The sequence below is a fragment of the Microbispora rosea genome (assembly GCF_044460045.1).
Classification (GTDB): domain Bacteria; phylum Actinomycetota; class Actinomycetes; order Streptosporangiales; family Streptosporangiaceae; genus Microbispora; species Microbispora rosea.
The window spans coordinates 207838-231855 of record NZ_JBITJO010000003.1 but is presented as its reverse complement, the minus strand read 5'-3'; the positions used below and the strand labels follow the sequence as shown (position 1 = coordinate 231855).

Below are 24018 nucleotides of genomic sequence, written 5' to 3'. Positions count from 1 at the left end.
GCTCCCGCGGACCGTCTGGGGGGAAGACGGCGGGGGCCGTACCGGCGGAAAAGACCCGGCGCGGAAGAACGGCGCGGAAAGACGGCGCGGAGGGACTCAGTCCGCGGGTGCGGCGGCCGTCTGCGCGGGCGCCGTGGCCGTGTCGCCGGAAGGGGCGTTCTCGGGGAAGTGGCAGGCCACCTCGTGGTTGGGGGCGAGCGTCACCAGCGGCGGCTCGACCTGCTTGCAGATCTCCTGCGCCTTCCAGCAGCGGGTGTGGAACCGGCAGGCGGGCGGCGGGTTGAGCGGTGAGGGCACGTCGCCCTGCAGCCGGATCCGCTCCCGTTCCGTGCGCCGCTTCGGGTCCGGGATCGGGACCGCGGACAGCAGCGCGTTGGTGTACGGGTGCATGGGCGACTCGTACAGGCCCTTGCGGTCGGCGATCTCGACGATCTTGCCGAGGTACATCACCGCGACGCGGTCGCTGATGTGCCGCACCACCGACAGGTCGTGCGCGATCACCACGTAGGTGAGGTCGAGCTCCTTCTGCAGGTCCTCCAGCAGGTTGACGACCTGGGCCTGGATCGACACGTCGAGCGCGGACACCGGCTCGTCCGCGATGATCAGCTTGGGCTTGAGCGCGAGCGTCCTGGCGATGCCGATGCGCTGCCGCTGACCGCCGGAGAACTCGTGCGGATAGCGGTTGTAGTGCTCGGGGTTGAGGCCGACCAGTTCGAGGATCTCCTGGACCGCCTTCCTGGTGCCCTGCTCGGTCTTGATGCCCTGGATCCGGAACGGCGCGCCCACGATGGCGCCGACCGTGTGCCGGGGGTTGAGCGAGCTGTAGGGGTCCTGGAAGATCATCTGCACGTCCCTGCGCAGCGGGCGCAGCCGGCCCTGGGACATGTGGGTGATGTCGGCGCCCTCAAAGACGATCTTGCCGGCGGTCGGCTCGATCAGACGCGTGATGAGGCGTCCGCTGGTGCTCTTGCCGCATCCCGACTCGCCGACCAGGCCGAGGGTCTCACCCTTCTTCACGTCGAAGCTGATGCCGTCGACGGCCCTGACCGCGCCGACCTGCCGCTTGAGCAGGCCCTTCGTGACCGGGAAGTGCTTTTCCAGCCCCTGTACGGACAGCAAGGGCTCCTCGTTCACGAAGCCTCCAGGTTCGGCTTGATCTCGTTCTCCCAGATGGCGCGCCGCCGCTCGCGCGGCAGGTGGCAGCGCACGAGGTGGCCGCCCTCGGTCTCCAGCAACTCGGGGACCTCCGTATTGGCCCGCCCGCCCGTGCGCTCCTCGAACACGCAGCGCGGATGGAAGGCGCAGCCGGACGGCACGTTGATCAGCGAGGGCGGCGAGCCCTTGATCGGCATCAGCCGCTCGGTCGGCTCGCGGTCCAGCCGCGGCATCGAGCCGAGCAGGCCCCACGTGTAGGGGTGCTCGGGCCGCTCGAAGATGTCGTCGGAGGTGCCGTACTCGACGCACTTGCCGCCGTACATCACGAGGATGTCGTCGGACAGCTCGGCGACGACGCCGAGGTCGTGCGTGATGATGATCAGCGCGGCGTTGAAGTCGCGCTGCAGGTCGCGCATCAGATCGAGGATCTGCGCCTGCACGGTCACGTCGAGCGCGGTCGTCGGCTCGTCGGCGATCAGCAGCTCGGGGTCGCAGCTCAGCGCCATGGCGATCATGGCACGCTGCCGCATGCCGCCGGAGAACTCGTGGGGGTAGCTGTCCGCGCGGCGCTCCGGCTGCGGGATGCCCACCCGGCCGAGCATGTCGATCGCGTGCTTGCGCGCGACCTTCTTACTGACGTCGTTGTGGATGCGGTAGGCCTCGATGATCTGGTCGCCGACCGTGTAGAACGGGTGCATCGCCGACAGCGGGTCCTGGAAGATCATCGCCATCTTCTTGCCGCGCAGCCCCCGCACGTGCTCCTGGCTGGCGCCGACGAGCTCCTCGCCGTCCAGCCAGATCTCGCCGGAGATGCGGGCACGCCCGCCCTTGTGCAGGCCGAGGATGCCGAGGCTGGTCACGCTCTTGCCGGAGCCGGACTCGCCGACGATGCCGAGCGTCTTGCCCCGCTCCAGGGTGAACGACAGCCCGTCGACGGACTTGACCAGGCCGTCGTCGGTCGGGAAGTGGATCCGCAGGTCCTTCAGTTCCAGGAAGCTCATCCCAGCCTCACCCTCGGGTCCACGACGGCGTACAGGAGGTCGACGATCAGGTTCGCGAAGACCACGAAGAACGCGGCGACGAGCGTCACGCCCATGACCTTGGGCAGGTCCTGGTTGGTGATCGCGTCGATCGCGTACTTGCCCATGCCGGGCAGCGAGTAGGTGCTCTCGGTGAGCACGGCGCCGCCGAGCAGCAGGCCGAGGTCGAGGCCGAAGATCGTGAGGATCGGGGTGAGCGCGCCGCGCAGGCCGTGTTTGACCACGACCCTCCGCTCGTTCAGGCCCTTGGCCCGTGCGGTGCGGATGTAGTCCTCGCTCATCGTCTCCAGCATGCCCGCCCGGGTGAGCCGCGCGTACCCGGCGGCGTACAGGAAGGCCAGCGTGATCCACGGCAGGATCAGGTTGTAGGCCCACATCGCCGGGTTCTCCTCGAACGGCGTGAAGCTGCCGCCCGGGGCGGTGATCCGGAATGGATGACCGTAGCTGAAGATGACCAGCGAGACGATGCCGGTGAAGAAGATCGGCAGTGACACGCCGGCCAGGGCGACGCCCATCGCGGCGCGGTCGAACAGGCTGCCGCGTCTCAGCGCGGACAGCACGCCGGTCGCCACACCGGCTAACACCCAGATGACGGCGGCCCCGATGGCCAGCGAGAGCGTCACGGGCAGCCGGTCCAGCAGGTCGGGCCAGACGGGGAGCCGGGTGAGGAACGAGTAGCCGAAGCAGGGCGCCGGGCAGCGCTCCACGCCGGGGCCGTAGTCGTAGTCGGCGCCGGCGACGATGCCCTTGGCGAACCGCCCGTACTGCACGATCAGCGGATCGTTGAAGCCGAGCTTGTCGGCGGCGATCTTGACCTGTTCCGCCGAGGCGGTGCGCCCAACGTAGCGCGCGGCCAGGCTCTCCGAGGTGGCGCCCGCCAGGCGGGGCACCAGGAAGAAGATGGCGAACGTGATGATGCTCACGATGGTGAGCATCACCACCGCCCAGATCAGCCGCCGGATGATGTATGTGACCACAGTCCCCCCGGCTCCGGGGGCCGGCCCTGTGGGACCGGCCCCCTTGCCGCGTTCACGCGTCTATCGGATCTGTCTGGTCTCGGCGGACGCTTACTTGACGCCCATGCCGAGGTAGTCGTACATGCCGTACGCGTCGTTGACGAAGATGTTCGTGGCGTTCTTGCTGCGCACGAGCAGGGTCTTCGTCCACACGTTCGGCAGGATGAAGGAGTCCTCCATGACCTTCTTGTCGATCTGGGTCCAGATCGCGTTGCGGGCGTTGGTGTCGGTCTCCTTCATCGCCTGGTCGATCAGCTTGTCGACCTCGGGGTCGCGGACGCTGATGTTGGAGGAGCCACCGGTGTCACGGATGACGCGGCTGTCGACGATCTGCTGCAGGAAGCCGAAGCCGTCGGGCCAGTCGGACTGCCAGCCGTTCATGGCCAGACCGATCTTGTTGTCCTTGGCGTAGCCCGGCTTGCCGGCGTACAGGGCGAAGTAGTCGGCCTGCGGGAACGGCTTGAGCGTGAGCTTGATGCCGACCCGGCCGAGGGACTGCTGCAGCGCCTCGGCGGCCGCCTTCTCCTTGGGCCTCTCGGCGCGGTAGGAGATGTTGGTCTCGAAGCCGTTGGGCTGGCCGCAGGCGGTCAGCGCCTCCTTGGCCTTGGTCAGGTCGCCCTTGTTGTCGGCGCCCGGCGGGTAGAGGTTGAAGTCCTCGTGGCCGGGGATCGCCGGCGGCAGCAGGCTGGTCGCGATCTGGCCGCCGGAGAACTCGCCGCCCCAGGCGGTCTGGAGGGACACCTTGTCCGTGGCGTACTGGACGGCCTTGCGGCAGTCGATGTTGTCGAGCGGCGGGACGTTGCCGTTGATCGACGTGTACCAGAGGCGGGTGCTGGTCGGGTTGTCGGAGTTCGCCTTCAGGGCGGGGTCCGGGAGGACCCGGCCGAGGGCCGCCGACTGGATGCCGATGCCCGCGACGTCGATGTCGAGGTCGCCGGCGAGGATCCGGTTGTCGATGTCGTCGGCGTTGACGTTGGTGGAGACCTCGTAGCCGTCCGGCAGCGCCTTGCGGTTCGGGTCGGTCGCCGGGTCCCACTGGTCGTTGCGGACCAGCGTGAAGCCCTTGCCGATCTCGTTCTTCTCGAACTTGTACGGCCCGGTGGCGATGACGTGTTCCTTGTACTTCGCGCCGGTGTCCTTGTCCTTGGGGACCGGGATCGTGGCGGGAAGCTGGGCGAAGTAGTCGAAGTTGCTCAGCGGCTGCTTGAGGTGGAAGACGATCGTGGAGTCGTCGGGCGTCTCGATCGCGCTGTCGGTGTTGACGTCCTTGGACTTGTAGGCGCCCTTGTAGTCCTTCGGCCAGTCGAGGAAGTCGTTGAAGTAGGTGTACCCGTCCGGGAACACCTCCTTGTCGAACGACCGCTCCACGGCGTACTTCACGTCCTTGGACGTGACCGGGGTGCCGTCCTCGAACTTGATGCCCTTCTTGAGCTTGTACGTCCAGGTCTTGGCGTCGTCGCTGGGCGTGCCCATGTCCTCGGCGAGGTCGGGGGTGAGCTGGTTGCCCTCCTTGCCCACGGCGGACTTGAACATCAGCAGCGACCGGCCGTACAGGCGGATGAAGTTCCAGGAGTAGCCGTAGTAGGTGTCGCCCGGGTCGAGGGAGTCCCAGTCACCGCCGTTGGCGAACTTGAGGATGCCGCCCTTCTTGTCCGACGGGTTCACGACCCCCGTGAGGGCGGCGTTGAACTCGCCGGTCGCGGCGGCGCCGCCGCCCGCGGCGTCGCCGGTGGACGACGGCGAGCTGCTGCCCGAACCGCCGCCGCAGGCGGCCACGGCAAGGGCGAGCACGGCGCCGATGGCCGCCACACCCAGTCTTCTTCTTAGCATTGCAAACCCCTTGGTGATAGGAGCCGGGGACTTTACGAGGAAGGGAGGGCTCAGCGGGCCTTCGGGTCGAGAGCGTCCCGCAGGCCGTCGCCGAACAGGTTGAACGCCAGGACCGTGATGAAGATCGCCATGCCGGGGAAGAACATGAAGTGCGGGATCGTGTAGAACCGCACCGCGTCCGCCAGCATGCCGCCCCAGGTGGGGGTGGGCGGGCGCACGCCGACGCCGAGGAACGACAGCGCCGCCTCGAACAGCACGTTCGTGGGGATCAGGAGCGTCGCATAGACGAGGATGGGCGCGATCAGGTTCGGCAGCAGCTCACGGAAGATGATGTACGGCCCGCGCGCCCCGAGGCTCCGCGCCGCGTCCACGAACTCCCGCTCGCGCAGCGACAGGGTCTGCCCCCGGACGATCCGCCCGATGTACGGCCAGTTGAAGAAGCCGATGATGAACACCAGCAGCGAGACGCGCAGCGTGTCGCCGGTCAGGCCGAACGCCGAGTCGGGGACGATGCCCGCCAGCGCGATCGCGAAGACCAGGAGCGGGAAGGCCAGGAAGACGTCCATGGTCTTGCTGATGATCGAGTCGACCAGGCCGCCGAAGAAGCCCGCGGTGACCCCGAGCAGGGTGCCGATGACCACCGAGAGCAGCGTGGCCAGGAAGGCGATGAGCAGCGAGATCCGCGCGCCGTACACGACCCGGCTGAAGATGTCACGGCCGTTCACCGGCTCGATGCCGAACAGGTGGTCGGCGCTGATGCCGGTGCCCGTCTTGGGCACCATCGTGGAGGAGTCGATGAGGTCGGAGTTGAACTGCGTCGGGTCCTGCCCGAGCAGCCCGACGATCACCGGCGCGAAGACCGCGACCAGGATCAGGAAGATGACGATCAGACCACCGGCGAGGGCGACCTTGTCGCGCTTGAGCCGCATCCAGGCGATCTGACCGAGGGACCTCCCCTGGATCGCCTTGTCGCCCGACGCATCGACGACGGCCTCCGGCGTGGCCTCTGTGTCCCCACCGGTGACGTCCATCGGCGCGGTCATCGATCCTCCTTCGCCCTGCCCGAACGGACCGCATCCGCGGTGACGCGCTCGGGGTAGCCCGGGATCGATCCGGCGACGGAAAAGCGACGGCCGCTCACGACCTTGCCTCGCACGGCCATTTGGTGCAGGCCCCCTGGATCCCAGACGACATTGTCCGAAGGGGTCGCGTGGTGTGCGACCCCCGGACGCAGAATCTATGGTCTGAGCTGGGCTGACCAGTCCCCAGAGGCCCGCTGTGGCTCAACTGTGATTCACGCGAAACTCATTCGTGTTGATCTTGAAGGGTTTGTCCGCATCCCGTTTCGATTATGTCGTGGAACTGTAACATTGCACTGGCCGGTAACTTGGTCCCACGATGTGGGATGTTCAGCTGATCCCGCGGCGCTTGAGAATGTCCTCGATGTCCGAGAAGTCATCTGCTGCGGGCTGTTCCACCTGCCGTGGTGCCGTCTTCCCGGTCTGTCCCGTTTTAGGCGTGGCCGTTCTGGGCGTGCCAGAGCGCTCAGGGGCCGCGGCGGCGCCCCCCTGCTCCGGACCCGCCGTACGGGCCCGGGACAGGGCGCGGCCGCGCAGCGTGCCGGAGACGACGAACAGCAGCGCCGACAACCCGGCGAGGACCACCCCGGCCCACACCGCGGGCGACAGGACCAGGCCGGTCACGAAGCCCACCACCGCCGCGCCGATGTTCCAGAGCGTCTGCAGCGCGCCGGTGAGGTAGGCGGCCAGCGGCAGCAGGGACCAGGCGGTGGCCCGCAGGCCGGCGGTCACCCCCCTGCGGCGAAAGGCCAGGTAGCCGAGCCCGATCCCCACCGCGGTGAGGCCGGCACACAGCGGCAGCCAGGCGATGTCGTTGTATGTCATGGCGGGTCCCCTTCGTCCACGGCGTCCCTCCCATCCTGGCACCCGGGAGGCGACGGCGCGGGGGCCCGCGCTACCGGACGAGCGAGCGCAGGAAGTCCACGTCCACGTCGAGCAGCGAGGGCATCACGACCCGCCCCGGCGCCTGGGCGATCGGCAGGACGCCCGGCACGGCGACGACCCGGCACCCGGCGGCGGTGGCGGAGGCGACGCCGTTCGGCGAGTCCTCCAGCGCGACGCACCGCTCCGGGTCCACCGACAGCAGGCCGGCCGCGGTCAGGTACGGCTCCGGGTGCGGCTTGGTGCACGTGACGTCGTCGGCCGTCACGACGACCTCGAAGTGCTCCCGGCCGACGGCCTTGAGCACGGCGTCGGCGATGATCCGCAGCGACGAGGTGACCAGCGCGGTGCGCACCCCCTGGTCGCCGAGCCCCCGCAGCAGGTCGAGGGCCCCCGGCATGGGCTCGACGCCTCGCGTCAGCCGGCTCTCCATGCCGTCGATCAGCCACTCCCCCACGAGCGCGGGGTCGGCGTCGGCCTGCGTCAGCTCCAGCATGTACGCGACGGTGCGGTCCCAGGACCCGCCCACGAGCTGCTCCTGGTGCTCCGGGCCCCAGTCTCCGCCGAGGCGGGTGACCACCTCGGTCTCGACCTCGAACCACACCCCTTCGGTGTCGACGAGCAATCCGTCCATGTCGAACAGCACGGCGTCCACGTGGCCCCTTCCCCCGGCGAGACCCCCGATGAGGGGGGACCAACATGGTAAGGGGCGCCCGTGAACGCCGGTGCGGCCGGTCAGACGTTGAAGTACTTCGCCTCGGGGTGGTGGACGACCAGCGCGGAGGTGGCCTGCTCGGGGTGGAGCTGGAACTCCTCCGACAGCGTCACGCCGATGCGCGCGGGGTCGAGCAGCTCCATGACCTGCACCTGGTCCTCCAGGTTGGGGCAGGCCGGGTAGCCGAAGGAGTAGCGGCAACCGGTGATGTTGACCTTGAGCATGTCGTCCAGCGACTCGTCGCCGCCGATGCCCAGCTCCGACCGCACCCGCGCGTGCCAGTATTCGGCCAGCGCCTCGGTGAGCTGCACCGACAGGCCGTGGAGCTCCAGGTATTCGCGGTAGGCGTCCTTGGCGAACAGCTCGGCCGTGGCCTCGCTGATCCGGTTGCCCATCGTGACCACCTGGAAGGCGACGACGTCGGTCTCCCCGGACTCGCGGGAGCGGAAGAAGTCGGCCAGGCACAGGTGCCGGTCGCGCCGCTGCCGCGGGAAGGTGAAGCGGGTCCGCTCCTTCCCGTCGTCGTCCAGGATGATCAGGTTGTCGCCCTCGCTGACACAGCGGAAGTAGCCGAAGGCGACCGCCGCCTCCAGCAGGTTCTCCGTCTGCAGCCGCTCCAGCCACATCCGCAGCCGGGGCCTGCCCTCGGTCTCGACCAGTTCCTCGTACGACGGGCCCTCGCCGCCCCGGGCGGCCTTGAGGCCCCACTGGCCCATGAACGTCGCCCGCTCGTCGAGGAAGGCGGCGTAGTCGGCCAGCGGGATGCCCTTCACGATCCGGTCGCCGAAGAACGGCGCGGTGGGCACCGGAATGTCGGCCGCGACGTCGGAGCGGGCCGGCAGGTCCTCCTCGGCGGTCCGCTTCAGCACCGCGCCGGTCTTCACCCGCCGCGCGCGCAGCGGCGGCAGCGTCGCGCCGTCCTCGCCGCGCTTGACCGCCATGAAGGCGTCCATGAGCCGCAGGCCCTCGAACGCGTCACGCGCGTAGCGGACCTCACCCCGGTAGAGGTCGGCCAGGTCCTGCTCGACGTACGCCCTGGTCAGGGCGGCGCCGCCGAGCAGCACCGGGAACCTGTCCGCGATCCCCCGGGAGTTCAGCTCCTCGAGGTTCTCCTTCATGACCACCGTGGACTTGACCAGGAGCCCGGACATGCCGATCACGTCGGCGCGGTGCTCCTCCGCGGCCTCCAGGATCGCCGACACCGGCTGCTTGATGCCGAGGTTCACCACGTCGTAGCCGTTGTTGGACAGGATGATGTCCACCAGGTTCTTGCCGATGTCGTGGACGTCGCCCTTGACCGTGGCCAGCACGATGCGGCCCTTGGTGCTGCCCTCGACCTTCTCCATGTGCGGTTCGAGGTAGGCCACGGCCGTCTTCATCACCTCGGCCGACTGCAGCACGAAGGGCAGCTGCATCTCGCCGGAGCCGAACAGCTCGCCGACGACCTTCATGCCGTCGAGCAGCACGTCGTTGATGATCTCCAGGGCCGGCCGCTGGGCCAGGGCCTCGTCGAGGTCGGCCTCCAGGCCCTTGCGCTCGCCGTCGATGATGCGCCGCTTGAGCCGCTCCCACAGCGGCAGCCCGGCGAGCTCGGCCGCCTTGCCGGCCTTCATGGACGCCGCGTCCACGCCCTCGAACAGCTCCATGAACCGCTGCAGCGGGTCGTAGCCCTCGCGCCTGCGGTCGTACACGAGGTCGAGCGCGACCTGCCGCTGCTCGTCCGGGATCCGGTTCATCGGCAAGATCTTGGAGGCGTGCACGATCGCCGAGTCGAGCCCCGCGTTGACGCACTCGTTGAGGAAGACGCTGTTCAGCACCATGCGGGCCGCCGGGTTGAGGCCGAACGACACGTTGGAGAGGCCCAGCGTGGTCTGCACGCCCGGGTAGCGGCGCTTGAGCTCGCGGATCGCCTCGATCGTCTCCAGGCCGTCGCGCCGGGTCTCCTCCTGGCCGGTGGCGATCGGGAACGTCAGGCAGTCGACGATGATGTCCTCGACCCGCATGCCCCAGCCGTGCACCAGGTCCTCGACGAGGCGGGTGGCGATCCGCACCTTCGCCTCGGCGGTGCGGGCCTGGCCCTCCTCGTCGATGGTCAGCGCGACCACGGCCGCGCCGTGCTCCTTCACCAGGCGCATGATCTTCTGGTAGCGCGAGTCCGGGCCGTCGCCGTCCTCGTAGTTCACCGAGTTGACCACGGCCCGGCCGCCGAGCATCTCCAGCCCCGCCTCCAGCACGGCGGGCTCGGTGGAGTCGATCACGATCGGCAGCGTCGAGGCGGTCGCGAACCGGAACGCCAGCTCCTTCATGTCGGCGACCCCGTCGCGGCCGACGTAGTCAACGCACAGGTCGAGCATGTGCGCGCCGTCACGGGCCTGCGCCCTGGCGATCTCCACGCACTCCTCGTAGTCGCCGACCAGCATCGCCTCGCGGAACGCCTTGGATCCGTTGGCGTTGGTCCGCTCGCCGATGGCGAGGTAGGAGGTGTCCTGCCGGAACGGCACGTGCTGGTAGAGCGACGCGGCCCCCGCCTCGGGACGGGGCCGCCGCTCGCCGCGGGCGCGGCCGCCCACCCGCTCGACCACCTGGCGCAGGTGCTCGGGAGTGGTGCCGCAGCAGCCGCCGATCAGTGCGAGCCCGTAGTCGCGGGTGAACGCCTCGTGCGCGTCCGCCAGCTCGCCCGGGCTCAGCGGGTAGTACGCGCCGTCGGACGTGAGCTGCGGCAGGCCGGCGTTCGGCATGCAGGAGATCGGGATCCGGGAGTGCCTGGCCAGATAGCGCAGGTGCTCGCTCATCTCGGTCGGGCCGGTGGCGCAGTTGAGACCGATCAGGTCGACGCCGAGCGGCTCGATCGCGGTCAGCGCGGCGCCGATCTCCGAGCCGAGCAGCATCGCGCCGTTGGTCTCGATGGTGACCTGCGTGATGATCGGCACGTCCCGCCCGGCGGCCTCGACCGCCCGCTTCGCGCCGACGACCGCCGCCCGCACCTGCAGCAGGTCCTGGCAGGTCTCGATGATCAGGGCGTCCGCCCCGCCGGCGATCAGGCCGGCGGCGTTGTCGCGGTAGGCGTCGCGCAGCGTCTCGTACGGCAGGTGGCCAAGCGTGGGGAGCTTCGTGCCGGGGCCCATCGAACCGAGGACGAAGCGGGGCCTGTCCGGCGTGGACCAGTGGTCGGCGCGCTCCCTGGCCAGCCGCGCGCCGGCCTCGGAGAGCTCGAAGATGCGGTCCGCGATGCCGTACTCGCCCAGAGCCGCGCGGTTGGCGTTGAAGGTGTTGGTCTCGACGCAGTCGACGCCCACCTCCAGGTATGCGTCGTGCACGGCCCGCACGATGTCGGGACGGCTCACGTTGAGCACGTCGTTGCAGCCCTCGTGGCCCTGGAAGTCGTCAAGGGTGGGGTCGTAGGACTGCAGCATCGTCCCCATCGCTCCGTCGGCGACAAGAACTCGCTCGGACAGCACTTCTCGGAACGACGGTCTGCTGGTCATGAAGGCAAGCCTATCGGCCCCGCCGGATGGAATATCGTCCGCGCGCGCGAAACGGGAATACCGGGTGCGTGAGGGGACGGCGGGCCGGCGCCCGCCCGGATGGCGCCGCAGGCGGGCCAGCGCGACGGGCCGGTGCCCGCCGGAGGTGACGTACGGGGCCCCTCACCGAATAGTCTTGGACTGAGCCATACTGCACAAGGCCAGTGAGGAGGCGGCGCGTGATCGAGTTCGAAGGGCTCCCCGAGCTCGTCGACCCGGTGCTGATCGCCGCGTTCGAGGGATGGAACGACGCCGGCGAGGCGTCCAGCGGCGTGCTCGCGCACCTCGAGTCCGAGTGGAAGGCCACCCCGCTCGTCGAGCTGGACCCCGAGGACTACTACGACTTCCAGGTGACCCGGCCGGTGGTCGAGCTCGGCGACGGCGTGACCCGCTCCGTCGTGTGGCCGACCACCAGGCTGCTGCTGGCCCGCCCGCCGGGCGCCAAGCGGGACGTGGTGCTGCTGCGCGGCATCGAGCCCAACATGCGGTGGCGGTCGTTCTGCGCCGAGATCGTGGGGCTCTGCCACGATCTCGGCATCGAGCTGGCCATCCTGCTCGGCGCGCTGCTCAACGACTCGCCGCACACCCGGCCGGTGCCGATCACCGGCTCGGTCAGCGACCCCGGCATGGCCCGCGCGCTCAACCTCGAGCTGACCAAGTACGAGGGCCCGACGGGCATCGTGGGCGTGCTGCAGCACACCCTCGGCACCGCCGGGCTTCAGACGGTGTCCCTGTGGGCGTCGGTCCCGCACTACGTCGCCCAGCCGCCCAACCCCAAGGCCACCCTGGCGCTGCTGCGCCGCATCGAGGACATGCTCGACATCCCGATGCCGTACGGCGACCTGGCCGAGGAGGCGCGGGCCTGGGAGCACGGCGTGGACGAGCTGGCGGCCCAGGACAGCGAGGTGGCCGAATACGTGCGGGAGCTGGAGGAGCGCAAGGACGCGGCCGAGCTGCCCGAGGCCAGCGGCGACGCCATCGCGGCGGAGTTCGAGCGCTACCTGCGCCGCCGCGACCGCGGCACCGACCGCTGACCCCTGTGGCAGCAGGCGCAGCCGGAGCGGTGGGAACGGTCAGGCCGGCCACCAGCTGAGGTAGCGCTCACCGGTGTCCGGGAAGATCGTCACGATCGTCCGCCCCGACAGGTCCCGGCGGCGGGCGAGCTCGGCGCAGCCGTACGCCGCCGCGCCGGAGGAGACCCCGACCAGCAGCCCGGTGGTGGCCGCGATGCGCCGGGTCATGGCGGCCGCCTCGCCGTCCGGCACGGTGATCACGTCGTCGATCAGCGTGACGTCGGTGACGGGGCTGATGAAGCCGCCGTTGAGGCCGGGGATCCGGTGGGGCCCCGGCGCACCTCCCGACAGCAGGGGTGAGCCCTCCGGCTCCACCGCGACGACGCGCAGCGCGGGGTTGCGCTCGCGCAGGTAGCGGGCCGTTCCGGTGAGCGTGCCGCCGGTGCCGACCCCGCAGACCAGCACGTCGATCCGACCGCCGGTGGCGGCCCAGATCTCCGGTCCCGTGGTCGTGTAGTGGGCCATGACGTTGGCGGGGTTCTCATGCTGGCGGGCGTACCAGGACCCGGGGACGGCGGCGTGCAGCTCCCTCGCCCGGTCCACGCATCCCTGGAAGCCGAGGACGTGGTCGGTGAACTCGACCCGGGCGCCCAGCATGCGCAGCACCAGCGTGCGCTCCCGCGACGCGTTGTCCGGCATCACGACGACGCACGGGTGTCCCCGGCTCACCGCGAGCGCCGCCAGGGCGATGCCGGTGTTGCCCGAGGTGGACTCGATCACGGTCGCGCCGGGGGTCAGCGCCCCGGACGCCTCGGCCTCCTGGATCATGCGCAGCGCCACCCGGTCCTTGATGCTCGACAGCGGGTTGGCCGCCTCCAGCTTGGCGAGCACGGTGGCGTCCGGGGGCAGGCCGTCGAGGGCGAGACGGATCAGGGGCGTGCCGCCGATGAGGTCGTCGATCCTGGTCGCGACGTCGCCGCCGATCAGCGGGATCATGCCTGCTCCTTCTCGGCCACCAGCAGGTATTCGTGCGAGCGGTTGGTCACCATCGGGTCGTCGTCGCTCACCGGCCGGTCGTAGCAGTGGATCCGCTCGTCGCCGAGCGTCAGATGCCGGCCGAGCACCCGGGCGACGTCCCAGGCCAGCGGCACGAACCTGCCCGCCAGGCGGCGGTTCTGCACGGCGAGCACCGCCCGCGCGCCGGGCCGCATGACCTTCGTCACCGCGGCGAAGGCCTCGTCGATCGCGCTCAGGTAATCGTCGTAGTCCCGCAGCGCGTAGAACTGGCCCTCCACCGTGGAGTGGGTGTCGAGGTTGGTGCCGAAATAGGGCAGGTCGGCCAGGACGAAGTCCACCGACTCCGGCGGCAGCGGCGGCGTGCGGGCGTCGGCGCACAGCATCGTCTGGCCGGGGTACGCCTCCAGGCGCTTTCGCGCCTGCTCCGCACGCTCCGGCGAGACCTCCAGGCCGATCCCCTTCCGGGACTCGACCGCGCACGCCACCAGCGTGGTCCCCCAGCCGGCGAACGGGTCGAGCACGACGTCTCCCGGCTCGGTCATCTCCACGATCAGGGGCCTCAGCTGGCTGACCCAGCCGCACTGGCCCGCGGCCTCCGGCAGCGCGTACGCCGGGTCCTCTCCCTGCAGAACGTGCCAACTCGATCTGCCCATCACTCCACACCAGCCTTCTCTGTCGCCGTCGCGGCGCGACGGTCTTCCGTATCTGTCTCTTCGTGGTCTTCGGGGATCCGCGCGTGGACGGCCCGGGCGGGCAGCCGAGGCTCCAGACGGAGCATGGTGAGGGCCGAGCAGGAGACGCCTCCCGCGAGCAGCAGCCACATGGAGACCGGCGACAGGCTCAGCAGCGCGGTCAGCACGGCCGGAGCCAGTGTGATCGGGATCGCCCAGGAGAACTGGTAGACCGCCATGTATCTGCCGCGGGTCTCCTCGGGGGCCGCGCTCGACACGAGCGCCGACAGCGGCGCGCCGTGCAGCATCTCCCCCAGCGTGAACAGCGCCGTCGCGGCGAAGACCCCGGCCAGGGCGACCGGCCGTACGGGAACCCCGGCCAGCAGGGCGAACGCCGCGAACGACGCCGCGAACGTGGCGGCGCCCGCCGCGACCGTGCGGGTGCGCCGATACCGGATCAGCCGCCGCGTCACCGGGATCTGCAGCAGCGCGATGCCGACGGTGTTGACCGCGTACAGCACGCCGACCAGCGACGCGGGGACGTCCAGCTCCTGGGTGACGTAGACGGGCAGCGCCACCGACAGCACCATGTAGCCGAAGGCCGTCGGCACGTTCTGCAGGGTCAGCGCGAGGAACGTCCGGTCGCGCAGGACGAGCCGGTATCCCCCGCTCCGCCGGCCCGCCTCCCTCGGGGCCGTACCGGTCCGCGCACCGGGAACCGGGCCGCCGGGGACGGGGATCGTACGGAGGATCAGCGCGGCGCCGGCGAACGCGGCGGCGCTGACGAGGACGATCACCCGGTAGGCGGCGTCGCTGCCCAGGCCGAGCGCGGCGCCCGCGATGAGACCGCCCGCGCCGAGGCCGGCGTTGCGCAGGCTGCGCTGCGCGGCGAGGAGCCTGTCGCGGTCCGCGCCCTGCGCGATCGCGGCGACGAACGACTGGATCGACGGCGGGTAGGAGCCGTCGCCGAGCGCCACCAGCGCCACCGCGAGGAACATCGTCAGCGGCGAGTCCACCAGCGGGTAGGCGGCGAACCCCACGGCGCGCACCAGGTAGCCGCCCACGACGACGGCCCGCGCGCCGAAGCGGTCGACGAGCACGCCCGCGATCGGGTTGGCGACCAGGCTGAACAGCGCGGCCCCGGTCATGATCACGCCGACCCGTTCGATCGGCAGCCCGGTGACGTGGTGGAAGAACAGCAGGGACAGGGGCAGGTACATGCCGCTGCCGGTGGCGTCGACCACCATTCCGGCCATGTAGCGCACCCGCGTCGACGGGCGGATCACGACGGCACCGCCCCGATTCGCACCTGCTCCTCCAGCCGCGCGCCGAGCGAGCGCAGCCTGCGCTCGCACTCCGCCCGGGTGGGGGCCGAGGCGATGGCCACGGTCAGGAAGTCGGCCGAGCCCGAGGCGGGCGGGACCACCTGGCCGGTCTCCGCGTAGAGCCAGAAGTGCTCCACCCACGGCTCCTCCGGCGCGTCGGGCAGCGCGTGGATGAGCCCGGGCCGCTTCATCATCAGCACCTGACCGGCCATCCGCGCCGGCTCCGGCCGCCGCCCTGGTCGTACGGCCCGCGCCACGTCGGGCAGCGGAAGGCCGAGCTGGGCCCGGATGGAGCACTCGGCGAGGTTGACCCCGAACAGGGTGTGGAAGACCTCGCGGATCTTCCCGCCGCCGGACCGGCAGGCGATCTCGCACAGCACGAGCCGGTCGTCGGGCGTGTGGAAGATCTCCGCGTGGAAGGCGTGGTCGCGCAGCCGCCCGCCGGGCAGCCGCAGCGCCGCCAGCGTCCGCCCGGTCAGCTCCAGCAGGCGGCCGGTGAGCGGGTCGCCGGGGTCGAGCGCCAGGTCGACCCGGGAGCCGGGGTCGGTGCCGAACGACGCCAGCTCGTACTGGTACTGCGAGGGCCAGGCCAGCACGACCTCGCCGTCCACCACCAGCCCGTCGACGTGGCACATGCGGCCGGGCACGTACGCCTCCAGCAGCAGGTCGTCCCGCTGCTCGTCGCGCTGCTCGTCCGGCTTCGAGCCGTACGCCTCGGCGAGGAAGGCCGTCAGCGCGTCACTGTCGCGCAGGATGCGCAGGCCGATGGAGTTGAAGCCGGACCTGTTCTTGACCACCAGGGGGAACCCGTGGACGCCGGCGAAGGCCAGCACGTCCGCGGCGGTCCGCGGCACCGTGTGCGGCGCGACCTCCACGCCCGCCCGCGCCGCGTGCTCCTTCATCAGGGCCTTGTCCCGGAACGGCAGCACGTCGGCGGCCCGCGCGCCGGGCAGCCCGAGCTCCTCGCGCAGGGCGGCCACGCGCAGCACGTCGGCCTCGTGCTCCCCGATCAGGTGCGTGGCGCCGTACTCGGCGACGAGGCGCGCCACCCGCCCGGGCACCTCGTCGTCGTGGTCGAAGAGCTCCAGATGCGTGTAGCCGAGGTTCCCCTCGGGGATCCGCTCGCCGAACGGCTCGAACCTGTCGCGGGCGGCGAGGACGACCACCGGGCCCTCGTGGTCGCGCAGCCAGCGGTCGTACGGGAACGGCTCCAGCGGATTGCGGTGCACAATAACGACGTTCATGCCGGCACCTCCGCCAGGGACCGGGCCTCGGCCGCGTGCGCGAGCCAGGTCCGCCCGTCCTCGCCGACGACCCGGATCCGGATCGCGTCGCCGATGACCTCCGCGCCGCGGCGGATCGCCGCGTCCGTGTCGGGGCCGGTCACCGCGACCAGGCCGAGCCGGTCCCAGTTGTCGCGCAACGCGTGAACGGTGTCGCCGGGCTTGGCCGTGACGCGCACGTCGAGCACGCCGTCGCACGCCGCTGCGTCGGCGACGCCCTCCACCGACTCGACCCGCCCCGGCTCGCTCACCAGGGAGCGCACGCTGGCCCCCGCGTGCGCCTCCGGCCGTTCCGGCAGCTCGGGGACCAGCCGGAACGGCCAGCCCAGGGCGTACTCGACCAGGTCGATGCCGTACGCGCCGCGCACGAGCTCCGGGATCATGTCGCCGGCGACGCGGTTATGGCTCTCGATGATCGCCGGGCCGTGCGGGCCGAGCCGCAGCTCGGTGTGCGTGACGCCGTCCCTGAGGCCGATCAGGTCGAGGAAGCGGCGCACGCTCGCGCCGATCCGCTCCCGCACCGGCTCGTCCAGCCGGGCGGGCACGGCGTGGCCGAGCTCGGCGAACCGGTCGGCGTGCACGAACTTCTCGGTGATCGCCACGACGACGTGGCGGCCCGCGAAGCTGAACGCCTCGACGCTGAACTCCGGCCCCTCCACGTACTCCTCCATCAGGAAGTCGCGCAGGAGGTACATGGTCGAGACACGGTCGGTCCGGGTGCCGCGCAGCCCTTCCACCGTCGCCCAGACCCGCTCGGCGTCCTGCGGTCCCCCGATCCGGAAGACCCCGATGCTCGCGGTCGCGTCGGTCGGCTTGACGATGAACGGATAGCCGTGGGCGGCGCCGAAGGCGTCCAGGTCCTCGCGCCGCAGGAGCGGCGCGGCGGCCACCGTGGACGGATCGAGGCCGGCCAGGTGGCGGCGCATGGCCAGTTTGTCGCGGAACAGCCGCGTTACCTCGTAGCCGGTGCCGCCCAGGCCGAACAGGTCGTTGACCCGTCCCGCGTTCTCCAGCCCGGGCTCGGTGATGGACAGCGCGACGCGGAACCCCGGCTCCCGCCACAGTTCCCTGGCGACCGGCTCGACGGCCGCCCAGTCGGTGTAGTCCAGGACGCGCAGGACGTCGGCGAGCTCCTCCTGTTCGGGGCTGACCTTGGTGGGGTGCTGGAGCAGCAGGACGGTCAGCCCCAGCTCCTTGGCCTTGCGCACGGTTTCGTCGGTGGCGCCGACTATCAGGACCGTGCTGTCCGGATTCATCGATCCATTCCTTTCGTCGGGGGGTCGGGACAGGTCGGCTCTGGTCGTACGGGGCGATGTGCCGCCGGAAGGCGGTGACACGGTCCCGGCAGGGGCGAGGGCGCGCGCGCCGGCGGGCACGTCGCCGAGGACCAGCGCCCGCGCCCCGATGACGGCGTCGTCGCCCACCCGGACCGGGCCGAGAACGGTCGCGCCGGCGCCCAGCACCACACGGGCGCCGATCACCGGGTGCCGCCGTTCCCCGGCCGCGCGCAGGTTGTCGCGCCACCAGCCGACCGCGCCCAGGGTCACCTGGTGGTAGATGGTCACGTCGTCGCCCACGACCGCGGTCTCTCCGATCACCACGGCCGCGCCGTGGTCGACGAAGACCCTGCGCCCCAGCGCCGCACCCGGGTGGATCTCCACTCCGGTGACGCACCGTGCGAGGAGCATCAGCAGCCGGGCCGGCACTCGCCGGCCGCGCCGGTGCAGCCGATGGGCGACCCGGTGCAGCCACAGCGCCGGGAGCACCGGGTGCAGCAACGCCTCCTTCCGGTCGCGTACGGACGGGTCCCGCTCGACGATCGTCCGCAGGTCCTCGGCCAGGAGGCGCAGCAGTCTCTCCGGCCGTTCGCTTCCCGGCGGCGGCGGAGAAGACCTGAAATCGGCATGAGGCATCTTCGCCTCCTCACATTCACCTCGGCGAATGAACCATTAGTGAAACCCCGGATTCATGGAATGGCAGACTGCCACTGGCCTGGAGATCCCCTACGACCATTTCCGGGAGAGTGAATTACGGACCCTTTTTCCTCGGTTATTGGGTAAGCGTGAGGGCCCTGGAACCACAGGTCAACCCCTACCCGCTCGGCCCTTGACCGGTAATCAGCGGGCCGCCGACCCCGACAGGACAGGCGTCGTACCGAATTCTCCGAGCCCATGGGGGAGATTCCCGCGATCGGCGGAGCCGGAAAACGCGTGCGCGCCGGCCCGTGAACGGACCGGCGCGGCGAAAAAGAAAAAGGAGCGGACGCGGTCCGCTCAGACCGGAGTGCCGGTGGCGAACGGCGCGCGGGCGGGCGCCTCGCCGAGAAGTACCCTCAGGTGATCCACGCGATGCCGACCGCGTTCAGGAGGAACGAGCCATGACCGAGTACACCGGCCCCTGGCCCCCGGAGGACGTCGAGCTCGCCGTGGACGACGAGTCGGACGTCGACCTGGGCACGGAGGAGCTCTACGACAGGCGGGGGAATCGGATCGACGAGGCCTACGTCGAGGCCGCGGTCGAGCATGTGCGCCGGACGGTCGGCCGCCCCTCTCTCACGGCACCGGGCAGGCGCTCGCCGCAGGTGACGTTCCGCCTGAGTCCGGAGGAGAAAGCGGCCGCCAGGGCACTCGCGGAACGGGAGGGCAAGACCGTTTCGCAACTGGCCAGGGAGGCGTTCGCCCAGTACCTCCGCGACCACGCGGCCTGATCCGGCGTTCAGAAGGCGCGGACGCGGTCCGCTCAGGCCGGAGTGCCGGTGGCGAACGGCGCGCGGGCGGGCGCGCCGGGCGCGCCGGCCGGGCGGCGCCGGGCGAGGGCCTCGTCGAAGCGGGCCCAGACGAGGGCGGCCAGGTCGTCGTCCACGCCGAGGGGCGGGCTGACCAGGTCGGCGCCGCTGCTCACCAGCCGGTCGTGGAAGAACCCGGGCGCGAGCAGGTAGGAGGCGACGGCGACGCGCGGGGCGAGGCCGGCTCTGGTGCGCTCGAGCGCCTGGGCGAGCGTGGGCGTCCCGGCCGAGGCGAACGCGGCCGTGACCGGACGCGAGAGCCGTACGGACAGCAGCCGGGCGGCGGCGCGGACGTCGTCGAGGGCGGCGGGGTCGGACGAGCCGGCCGCGCCCAGGATCACGGCGTCGCAGGGCCGCAGGCCGGCCGCGGCCAGGCGGCGCGCCAGCACCGAGGTCAGCAGCCGGTGCGGCCCGAGCTGCCCGGCGACGAGCGCGTCGGGCCGGGTGCGGGCGACGACGGCCGGCAGGTCGATGTGCGCGTGGTATCCCCCGGCGAGCAGCATCGGGACCACCACGACCGGCCCGGCCACCCGCGACAGCACGTCGGACAGCAGCGGCGCGCTGATCTCCAGGAACCCCAGCTCGACCGGCGCGCCCGGCCTGGCGCGGCGCACGCGGGCCGCCAGGGAGTCCATGACCGACTCCCAGTGGCCGCTGCGTGCCCCGTGCGCCGCCATCACCAGGGTCGGGGTCATCGCTCGTCCCTGCCGCAGGCGAGGCGGTAGCCGCGCTTGACGACGGTCTCGACGATGCCCGAGGGACCGAGCGCCCGGCGCAGCCGGGTGATCGCCATCTCCACCGCGTGCTCGGCCGAGTCGCGGGAGGGGCCGCCGGGCAGCACGACCCGCAGGTCGGCCCGGTTCACGACGTGCCCGGGGCGCTCGGCGAGCCGCTTCAGCACGGCCATCGGGGCGGGCGGCAGCGGCTTGAGCTCGCCGTCGACCACCACGGCGTGACCGCGGATCTCCAGCTCGTGCCCGCCCGCGACGAGCCGCGTGACGCCGCTTTCGGGCAGGTGACGGGCGAGGGTCCGGGCGAGCGCGCCGAGGCGGGCCCGCTCGGGCTGGACGGCCCGCACGCCGCGCTGGGTCAGCGGCCCGGCCGTGACCGGGCCGACGCAGGCCGCCACCACGCGGCTGCCGAACGCGGCGAGCAGCGCGTCCTCCAGCCCGTCGGCGCGGGCGGCGCCCAGCATGGCCAGCACGGCGGGCGCGCTGGTGAAGGCCACCGCGTCCACCGAGCCGGTGATCGCCTGACTGATCAGGCGGCGCAGCGGCGAGGTGTCGCGGTAGGGCAGCCACCGGTAGACCGGCACCTCGATCACCTCCGCGCCCGCCTCCCGCAGCGACGCGACGAAGCTGTCCAGCGGCTCGCCGTGCAACTGCACGGCGATGCGGCGGCCGTGCAGGTCCTGCGCGAGCAGGTACTCCTTGACCTCCTCGCACGACTCCGTGGCCGGCGTCCAGAAGTCCACCAGGCCGGCCGCGCGGACGGCCCCGCGCGCCTTGGGGCCGCGGGCGAGCAGCCGCGCGCCGCCCAGGTGCGCGTTCAGGTCGGCGGACAGGCCCCAGCCCTCCGCCGCCGCCATCCACCCGCGGAACCCCACCCCCGTGGTGATGACCACGTCGTCGACGGGCGCCTCCAGACAGGCCCGGGTCGCGGCGAGCAGCCCGGCGTCCTCCGCGAGCGGCACGATGCGGATCGCGGGCGCCCGCACGACCCGGGCGCCCCGCCGTTCGAGGAGCGCGGCCAGCTCCTCGCTGCGGCGGGTCGCCGTCACCCCGATCGTGAACCCGGCCAGCGCGTCCGGCGCCGTCTCCAGGCTCATCGGGGTCTCGTCCACCAGCGCGGTCATACCACGCTCACCTCCACGGTTCCGTCGGTGACCCGAACGGGATAGGTCGGCAGGGCTACGCCGGTGTCGTCCGCGCACACGCCGGTCGCCAGCGAGAACACCTGCTTGTGCATGGGCGAGGCCACGGTCGGCTCGCCGTTCCTGGTGCCGACGATGCCCCTGGACATCACGTACGCCCCGCTGAACGGGTCGAGGTTGTCCAGGGCGTACAGGGCGCCGTCGAAGGTGCGGAAGACCGCCACCTGGCGGTCGCCCACGAGCACCGCCGCACCCCGCTCGGGCAGCAGGTCGGTGTAGGTGCAGACCGGGGTCCATTGGCCGGCAAGGGCCGGCATCTCGTCGAGGATGGTCATCTGCGGGTCACCTCCAGTGGAATCAGCACCGGTTTGATCTGGTCGCGCTCGGTCTCGAAGGAGATCGAGGGGTCGGGAACGCCGGGGGCGTTGACGAAGCTGACGAAGCGGCGCAGTTTGTCGGGGTCCTCGATGGTGGCGCGCCACTCGTCGGCGTATGTGGACACGTGCCGTTCCATCTGCGCGTCGAGTTCGGCGCAGATGCCGAGCGAGTCCTCCATGATCACCTCACGGAGGTAGTCGAGCCCGCCGTCCAGGTTCTCCAGCCAGGCGGCGGTGCGCTGGAGCCGGTCGGCGGTCCTGATGTAGAACATCAGGAATCTGTCGATCGTCCTGACCAGGTCGTCGGTGGACAGGTCGGACGCGAGCAGGTCGGCGTGACGGGGCTTGAAGCCGCCGTTGCCGCCCACGTAGAGGTTCCAGCCCTGCTCGGTCGCGATGACGCCGAAGTCCTTCGACCTGGCCTCGGCGCACTCCCTGGCGCAGCCGGAGACGGCCGACTTGAGCTTGTGCGGCGAGCGCAGCCCCCGGTAGCGCAACTCCAGGGCGATGGCCATGCCCACCGAGTCCTGCACGCCGTAGCGGCACCAGGTGGACCCGACGCACGACTTCACCGTCCGCAGCGCCTTGCCGTACGCGTGGCCGGACTCGAAGCCGGCATCGACGAGGCGGCGCCAGATGGAGGGCAGCTGCTCGACCCGGGCCCCGAGCAGGTCGATGCGCTGCGCTCCGGTGATCTTCGTGTAGAGCCCGAAGTCGCGGGCCACCTCGCCGATGACGATGAGTTTGTCCGGGGTGATCTCCCCGCCCGGAATGCGGGGGACGACCGAGTACGTGCCGTTCTTCTGGATGTTGGCCAGGAACTGGTCGTTGGTGTCCTGCAGCGCGGCCTGCTCGCCGTCGAGGATGTGGCCGCGGCCGAGGGAGGCGAGGATCGAGGCGACCGCCGGCTTACAGATGTCGCAGCCGCGGCCGGTTCCGTGCTCGGCGATGAGCTGGGAGAACGTGGTGATCCCCCGGACGTTGACGATGTCGAACAGCTCGGCCCTGCTGTGCGTGAAGTGCTCGCACAGCGCCTTGCCGACGTCGACGCCGGACTTCACCAGGATCTGCTTGAGCATCGGCACACAGCTTCCGCAGGTGGTGCCGGCCCGGGTGCAGTCCTTGACGCCCTGCACGTCGGTCAGGCCCTTGTCGGCGATGGCCGCGCAGATCTTTCCCTTGGTGACGTTGTTGCAGGAGCAGACCTGCGCGTCGTCGGGCAGGTCGATCGACGCCTTGCCCGCGCCGGCGAACAGCAGGTCGCTTGGCGCGCTGGGCAGCGGCTTGCCGACGAACGGCCGCAGCGCGTTGTACGGCGCGGCGTCGCCGACGCAGATGCCGCCGAGCAGGGTCTTGGCGTCGTCGCTGATGAACAGCCGCTTGTAGACGCCGCCGACGGGGTCCATGTAGGTGACGTCGAGCGCGCCCGACATGGCGCCGAACTGGGCCACCTCCACGCCCAGCAGCTTGAGCTTGGTGGACATGTCGGCGCCGGTGAAGGCGGCCTGCCCGTCGAGGATCCGTTCGGCGGCCACCTCCGCCTGGGTGTTGCAGGGCCCGACGAGGCCGTAGACCATGCCCCCGGCGAGCGCGCACTCGCCGATCGCGTAGATGTGCTCGTCGGAGGTGCGCATGCCCTCGTCGACCACGATGCCGCCGCGCTCGCCGACCTCCAGGCCGCAGGCGCGGGCGAGCTCGTCGCGCGGCCGGATGCCGGCCGAGAAGACCACGATCTGCGCCTCGATCGCCTCGCCGTCGGGTTTCACGAGCGCCGTGACTTGGCCGTCCTGGCCGGCCTCGATCGACCGCACGCCCGCGCCCGTGTGGATCGTCAGCCCGAGCCCCTCGATGTGCCCGCGCAGCACCGAGCCGCCGCCCTCGTCCACCTGGCGCGGCATGAGCCAGCCGCTCATCTCGATGACGTGGGTGTCGAGGCCGAGCCCGCGCAGAGCGTCGGCCGCCTCCAGGCCGAGCAGGCCGCCGCCGATGACCACGCCCGCGCGAGCGTCCCGCGACGCGTCCCTGATGGCGTCCAGGTCGTCGATCGTCCGGTACACGAAGCAGCCCGGCAGGTCCCGGCCCGGCACCGGCGGCACGAACGGCGCCGACCCGGTGGCCAGCACCAGCACGTCGTACGGCTCGCTGTCGCCGGCGTCGGTGGTGACGGTGCGGTTCGCGCGGTCGATCGCGGTGACCCGGACGCCGGTCCTGAGCGTGACGCCGTCCGGCACCGGGTAGGTGAGGTCCTCGACGCTCCTGCCGCTGAGGTAGGAGGTGAGCGCCACCCGGTCGTAGGCCGGGCGGGGCTCCTCGCCGAAAACGGTGACCGTCCCGCCGAAGCCCCGGCCGGAGAGCGTCTCGATCAGGCGGTGCGCCGTCGGGCCGTGTCCTACGACGACGAGTCTCATGCCCTTACGGTCCTCCATGCGCTCA

Annotated in this window: 19 protein-coding genes; 2 read left to right on the top strand and 17 right to left on the bottom strand. The window is 71.1% G+C overall.

All coding sequences use genetic code 11. The features are described 5' to 3' along the window. Positions 1-96: 96 nt before the first annotated feature. The 8 genes from ACIBK1_RS13480 to metH form a co-directional block, all read right to left on the bottom strand. Positions 97-1134 carry an ABC transporter ATP-binding protein gene (locus tag ACIBK1_RS13480; protein WP_156080851.1) on the bottom strand — a complete coding sequence of 346 codons (1038 nt, stop codon included), beginning with the start codon at positions 1132-1134 and terminating at the stop codon, positions 97-99. After that, on the bottom strand, positions 1131-2156 hold the full coding sequence (locus ACIBK1_RS13475; protein ID WP_396734725.1) for an ABC transporter ATP-binding protein: 1026 nt from the start codon (positions 2154-2156) through the stop codon (positions 1131-1133). Before ACIBK1_RS13475 ends, ACIBK1_RS13480 begins: the two co-directional genes overlap by 4 nt. Next, positions 2153-3172 (bottom strand): ABC transporter permease, encoded by a 1020-nt coding sequence (locus ACIBK1_RS13470; protein WP_030507165.1) that lies wholly within the window; start codon positions 3170-3172, stop codon positions 2153-2155. The genes ACIBK1_RS13475 and ACIBK1_RS13470 overlap by 4 nt, the downstream gene beginning before the upstream one ends. 90 nt (positions 3173-3262) lie before the next feature. After that, positions 3263-5020, bottom strand: a complete 1758-nt coding sequence (locus ACIBK1_RS13465; protein ID WP_396734722.1) for an ABC transporter substrate-binding protein — start codon at positions 5018-5020, stop codon at positions 3263-3265. A gap of 71 nt (positions 5021-5091) precedes the next feature. Next, positions 5092-6084 (bottom strand): ABC transporter permease, encoded by a 993-nt coding sequence (locus ACIBK1_RS13460; protein ID WP_030507167.1) that lies wholly within the window; start codon positions 6082-6084, stop codon positions 5092-5094. A 366-nt stretch (positions 6085-6450) separates the two neighbouring features. Continuing rightward, positions 6451-6945, bottom strand: coding sequence for a cellulose synthase (locus ACIBK1_RS13455; protein WP_363535358.1), 495 nt, complete (start codon positions 6943-6945; stop codon positions 6451-6453). 70 nt (positions 6946-7015) lie between these two features. Further along, the gene (locus tag ACIBK1_RS13450) at positions 7016-7657 is read right to left on the bottom strand and encodes an HAD family hydrolase (RefSeq protein WP_030507169.1); all 642 of its coding nucleotides are present in this window, start codon (positions 7655-7657) and stop codon (positions 7016-7018) included. A gap of 80 nt (positions 7658-7737) precedes the next feature. Continuing rightward, a complete protein-coding gene (gene metH, locus ACIBK1_RS13445) occupies positions 7738-11202 on the bottom strand; it encodes a methionine synthase (protein WP_396734718.1) in 3465 nt (1154 codons plus the stop codon). 218 nt (positions 11203-11420) lie between these two features. Here metH and ACIBK1_RS13440 point away from each other — a divergent pair, with 218 nt between their 5' ends. Then, a complete protein-coding gene (locus ACIBK1_RS13440; protein WP_030507171.1) occupies positions 11421-12275 on the top strand; it encodes a PAC2 family protein in 855 nt (284 codons plus the stop codon). 39 nt (positions 12276-12314) lie between these two features. Here the strand turns inward: ACIBK1_RS13440 and ACIBK1_RS13435 are convergent, their stop codons facing one another. The 5 genes from ACIBK1_RS13435 to epsC are packed head-to-tail and all read right to left on the bottom strand — an operon-like array spanning position 12315 to position 18463. Next, positions 12315-13250, bottom strand: coding sequence for a PLP-dependent cysteine synthase family protein (locus ACIBK1_RS13435; RefSeq protein ID WP_030507172.1), 936 nt, complete (start codon positions 13248-13250; stop codon positions 12315-12317). Continuing rightward, positions 13247-13924, bottom strand: coding sequence for a TRM11 family SAM-dependent methyltransferase (locus tag ACIBK1_RS13430; RefSeq protein ID WP_051761524.1), 678 nt, complete (start codon positions 13922-13924; stop codon positions 13247-13249). Before ACIBK1_RS13430 ends, ACIBK1_RS13435 begins: the two co-directional genes overlap by 4 nt. Beyond that, positions 13924-15228: an MFS transporter gene (locus ACIBK1_RS13425; protein WP_396734713.1), complete on the bottom strand. Its 1305-nt coding sequence runs from the start codon at positions 15226-15228 to the stop codon at positions 13924-13926. Before ACIBK1_RS13425 ends, ACIBK1_RS13430 begins: the two co-directional genes overlap by 1 nt. Next, a complete protein-coding gene (locus ACIBK1_RS13420; RefSeq protein ID WP_396734710.1) occupies positions 15225-16511 on the bottom strand; it encodes an ATP-binding protein in 1287 nt (428 codons plus the stop codon). Before ACIBK1_RS13420 ends, ACIBK1_RS13425 begins: the two co-directional genes overlap by 4 nt. Further along, positions 16508-18463 (bottom strand): serine O-acetyltransferase EpsC, encoded by a 1956-nt coding sequence (gene epsC / locus ACIBK1_RS13415; RefSeq protein WP_396734707.1) that lies wholly within the window; start codon positions 18461-18463, stop codon positions 16508-16510. Before epsC ends, ACIBK1_RS13420 begins: the two co-directional genes overlap by 4 nt. Before the next feature lie 464 nt (positions 18464-18927). Here epsC and ACIBK1_RS13410 point away from each other — a divergent pair, with 464 nt between their 5' ends. After that, on the top strand, positions 18928-19257 hold the full coding sequence (locus ACIBK1_RS13410) for a plasmid mobilization protein (RefSeq protein WP_363410526.1): 330 nt from the start codon (positions 18928-18930) through the stop codon (positions 19255-19257). 32 nt (positions 19258-19289) lie between these two features. On the opposite strand, the gene ACIBK1_RS13405 is transcribed toward ACIBK1_RS13410, so the two are convergent. Genes ACIBK1_RS13405 through nirB form a run of 4 tightly spaced genes read right to left on the bottom strand, consistent with a single transcriptional unit; the run spans position 19290 to position 23993 of the window. Continuing rightward, positions 19290-20030, bottom strand: coding sequence for a sirohydrochlorin chelatase (locus tag ACIBK1_RS13405; protein ID WP_396724294.1), 741 nt, complete (start codon positions 20028-20030; stop codon positions 19290-19292). Next, a complete protein-coding gene (locus ACIBK1_RS13400) occupies positions 20027-21190 on the bottom strand; it encodes a uroporphyrinogen-III synthase (RefSeq protein ID WP_081903411.1) in 1164 nt (387 codons plus the stop codon). Before ACIBK1_RS13400 ends, ACIBK1_RS13405 begins: the two co-directional genes overlap by 4 nt. Beyond that, the gene (gene nirD, locus ACIBK1_RS13395; protein ID WP_030507178.1) at positions 21187-21543 is read right to left on the bottom strand and encodes a nitrite reductase small subunit NirD; all 357 of its coding nucleotides are present in this window, start codon (positions 21541-21543) and stop codon (positions 21187-21189) included. The genes ACIBK1_RS13400 and nirD overlap by 4 nt, the downstream gene beginning before the upstream one ends. After that, on the bottom strand, positions 21540-23993 hold the full coding sequence (gene nirB, locus ACIBK1_RS13390; protein WP_396735992.1) for a nitrite reductase large subunit NirB: 2454 nt from the start codon (positions 23991-23993) through the stop codon (positions 21540-21542). The genes nirD and nirB overlap by 4 nt, the downstream gene beginning before the upstream one ends. Between the last annotated feature and the right edge of the window lie 25 nt (positions 23994-24018).

Coding starts and splice junctions, on each gene's coding strand:
- ACIBK1_RS13460 (WP_030507167.1), bottom strand. CDS start 6,084: ATGACCGCGCCGATGGACGTCACCGGTGGGGACACAGAGGCCACGCCG.
- ACIBK1_RS13405 (WP_396724294.1), bottom strand. CDS start 20,030: ATGACCCCGACCCTGGTGATGGCGGCGCACGGGGCACGCAGCGGCCAC.
- epsC (WP_396734707.1), bottom strand. CDS start 18,463: ATGCCTCATGCCGATTTCAGGTCTTCTCCGCCGCCGCCGGGAAGCGAA.
- metH (WP_396734718.1), bottom strand. CDS start 11,202: ATGACCAGCAGACCGTCGTTCCGAGAAGTGCTGTCCGAGCGAGTTCTT.
- nirB (WP_396735992.1), bottom strand. CDS start 23,993: ATGAGACTCGTCGTCGTAGGACACGGCCCGACGGCGCACCGCCTGATC.
- ACIBK1_RS13430 (WP_051761524.1), bottom strand. CDS start 13,924: ATGGGCAGATCGAGTTGGCACGTTCTGCAGGGAGAGGACCCGGCGTAC.
- ACIBK1_RS13475 (WP_396734725.1), bottom strand. CDS start 2,156: ATGAGCTTCCTGGAACTGAAGGACCTGCGGATCCACTTCCCGACCGAC.
- ACIBK1_RS13400 (WP_081903411.1), bottom strand. CDS start 21,190: ATGACCGCGCTGGTGGACGAGACCCCGATGAGCCTGGAGACGGCGCCG.
- ACIBK1_RS13410 (WP_363410526.1), top strand. CDS start 18,928: ATGACCGAGTACACCGGCCCCTGGCCCCCGGAGGACGTCGAGCTCGCC.
- nirD (WP_030507178.1), bottom strand. CDS start 21,543: ATGACCATCCTCGACGAGATGCCGGCCCTTGCCGGCCAATGGACCCCG.
- ACIBK1_RS13435 (WP_030507172.1), bottom strand. CDS start 13,250: ATGATCCCGCTGATCGGCGGCGACGTCGCGACCAGGATCGACGACCTC.
- ACIBK1_RS13420 (WP_396734710.1), bottom strand. CDS start 16,511: ATGAACGTCGTTATTGTGCACCGCAATCCGCTGGAGCCGTTCCCGTAC.
- ACIBK1_RS13455 (WP_363535358.1), bottom strand. CDS start 6,945: ATGACATACAACGACATCGCCTGGCTGCCGCTGTGTGCCGGCCTCACC.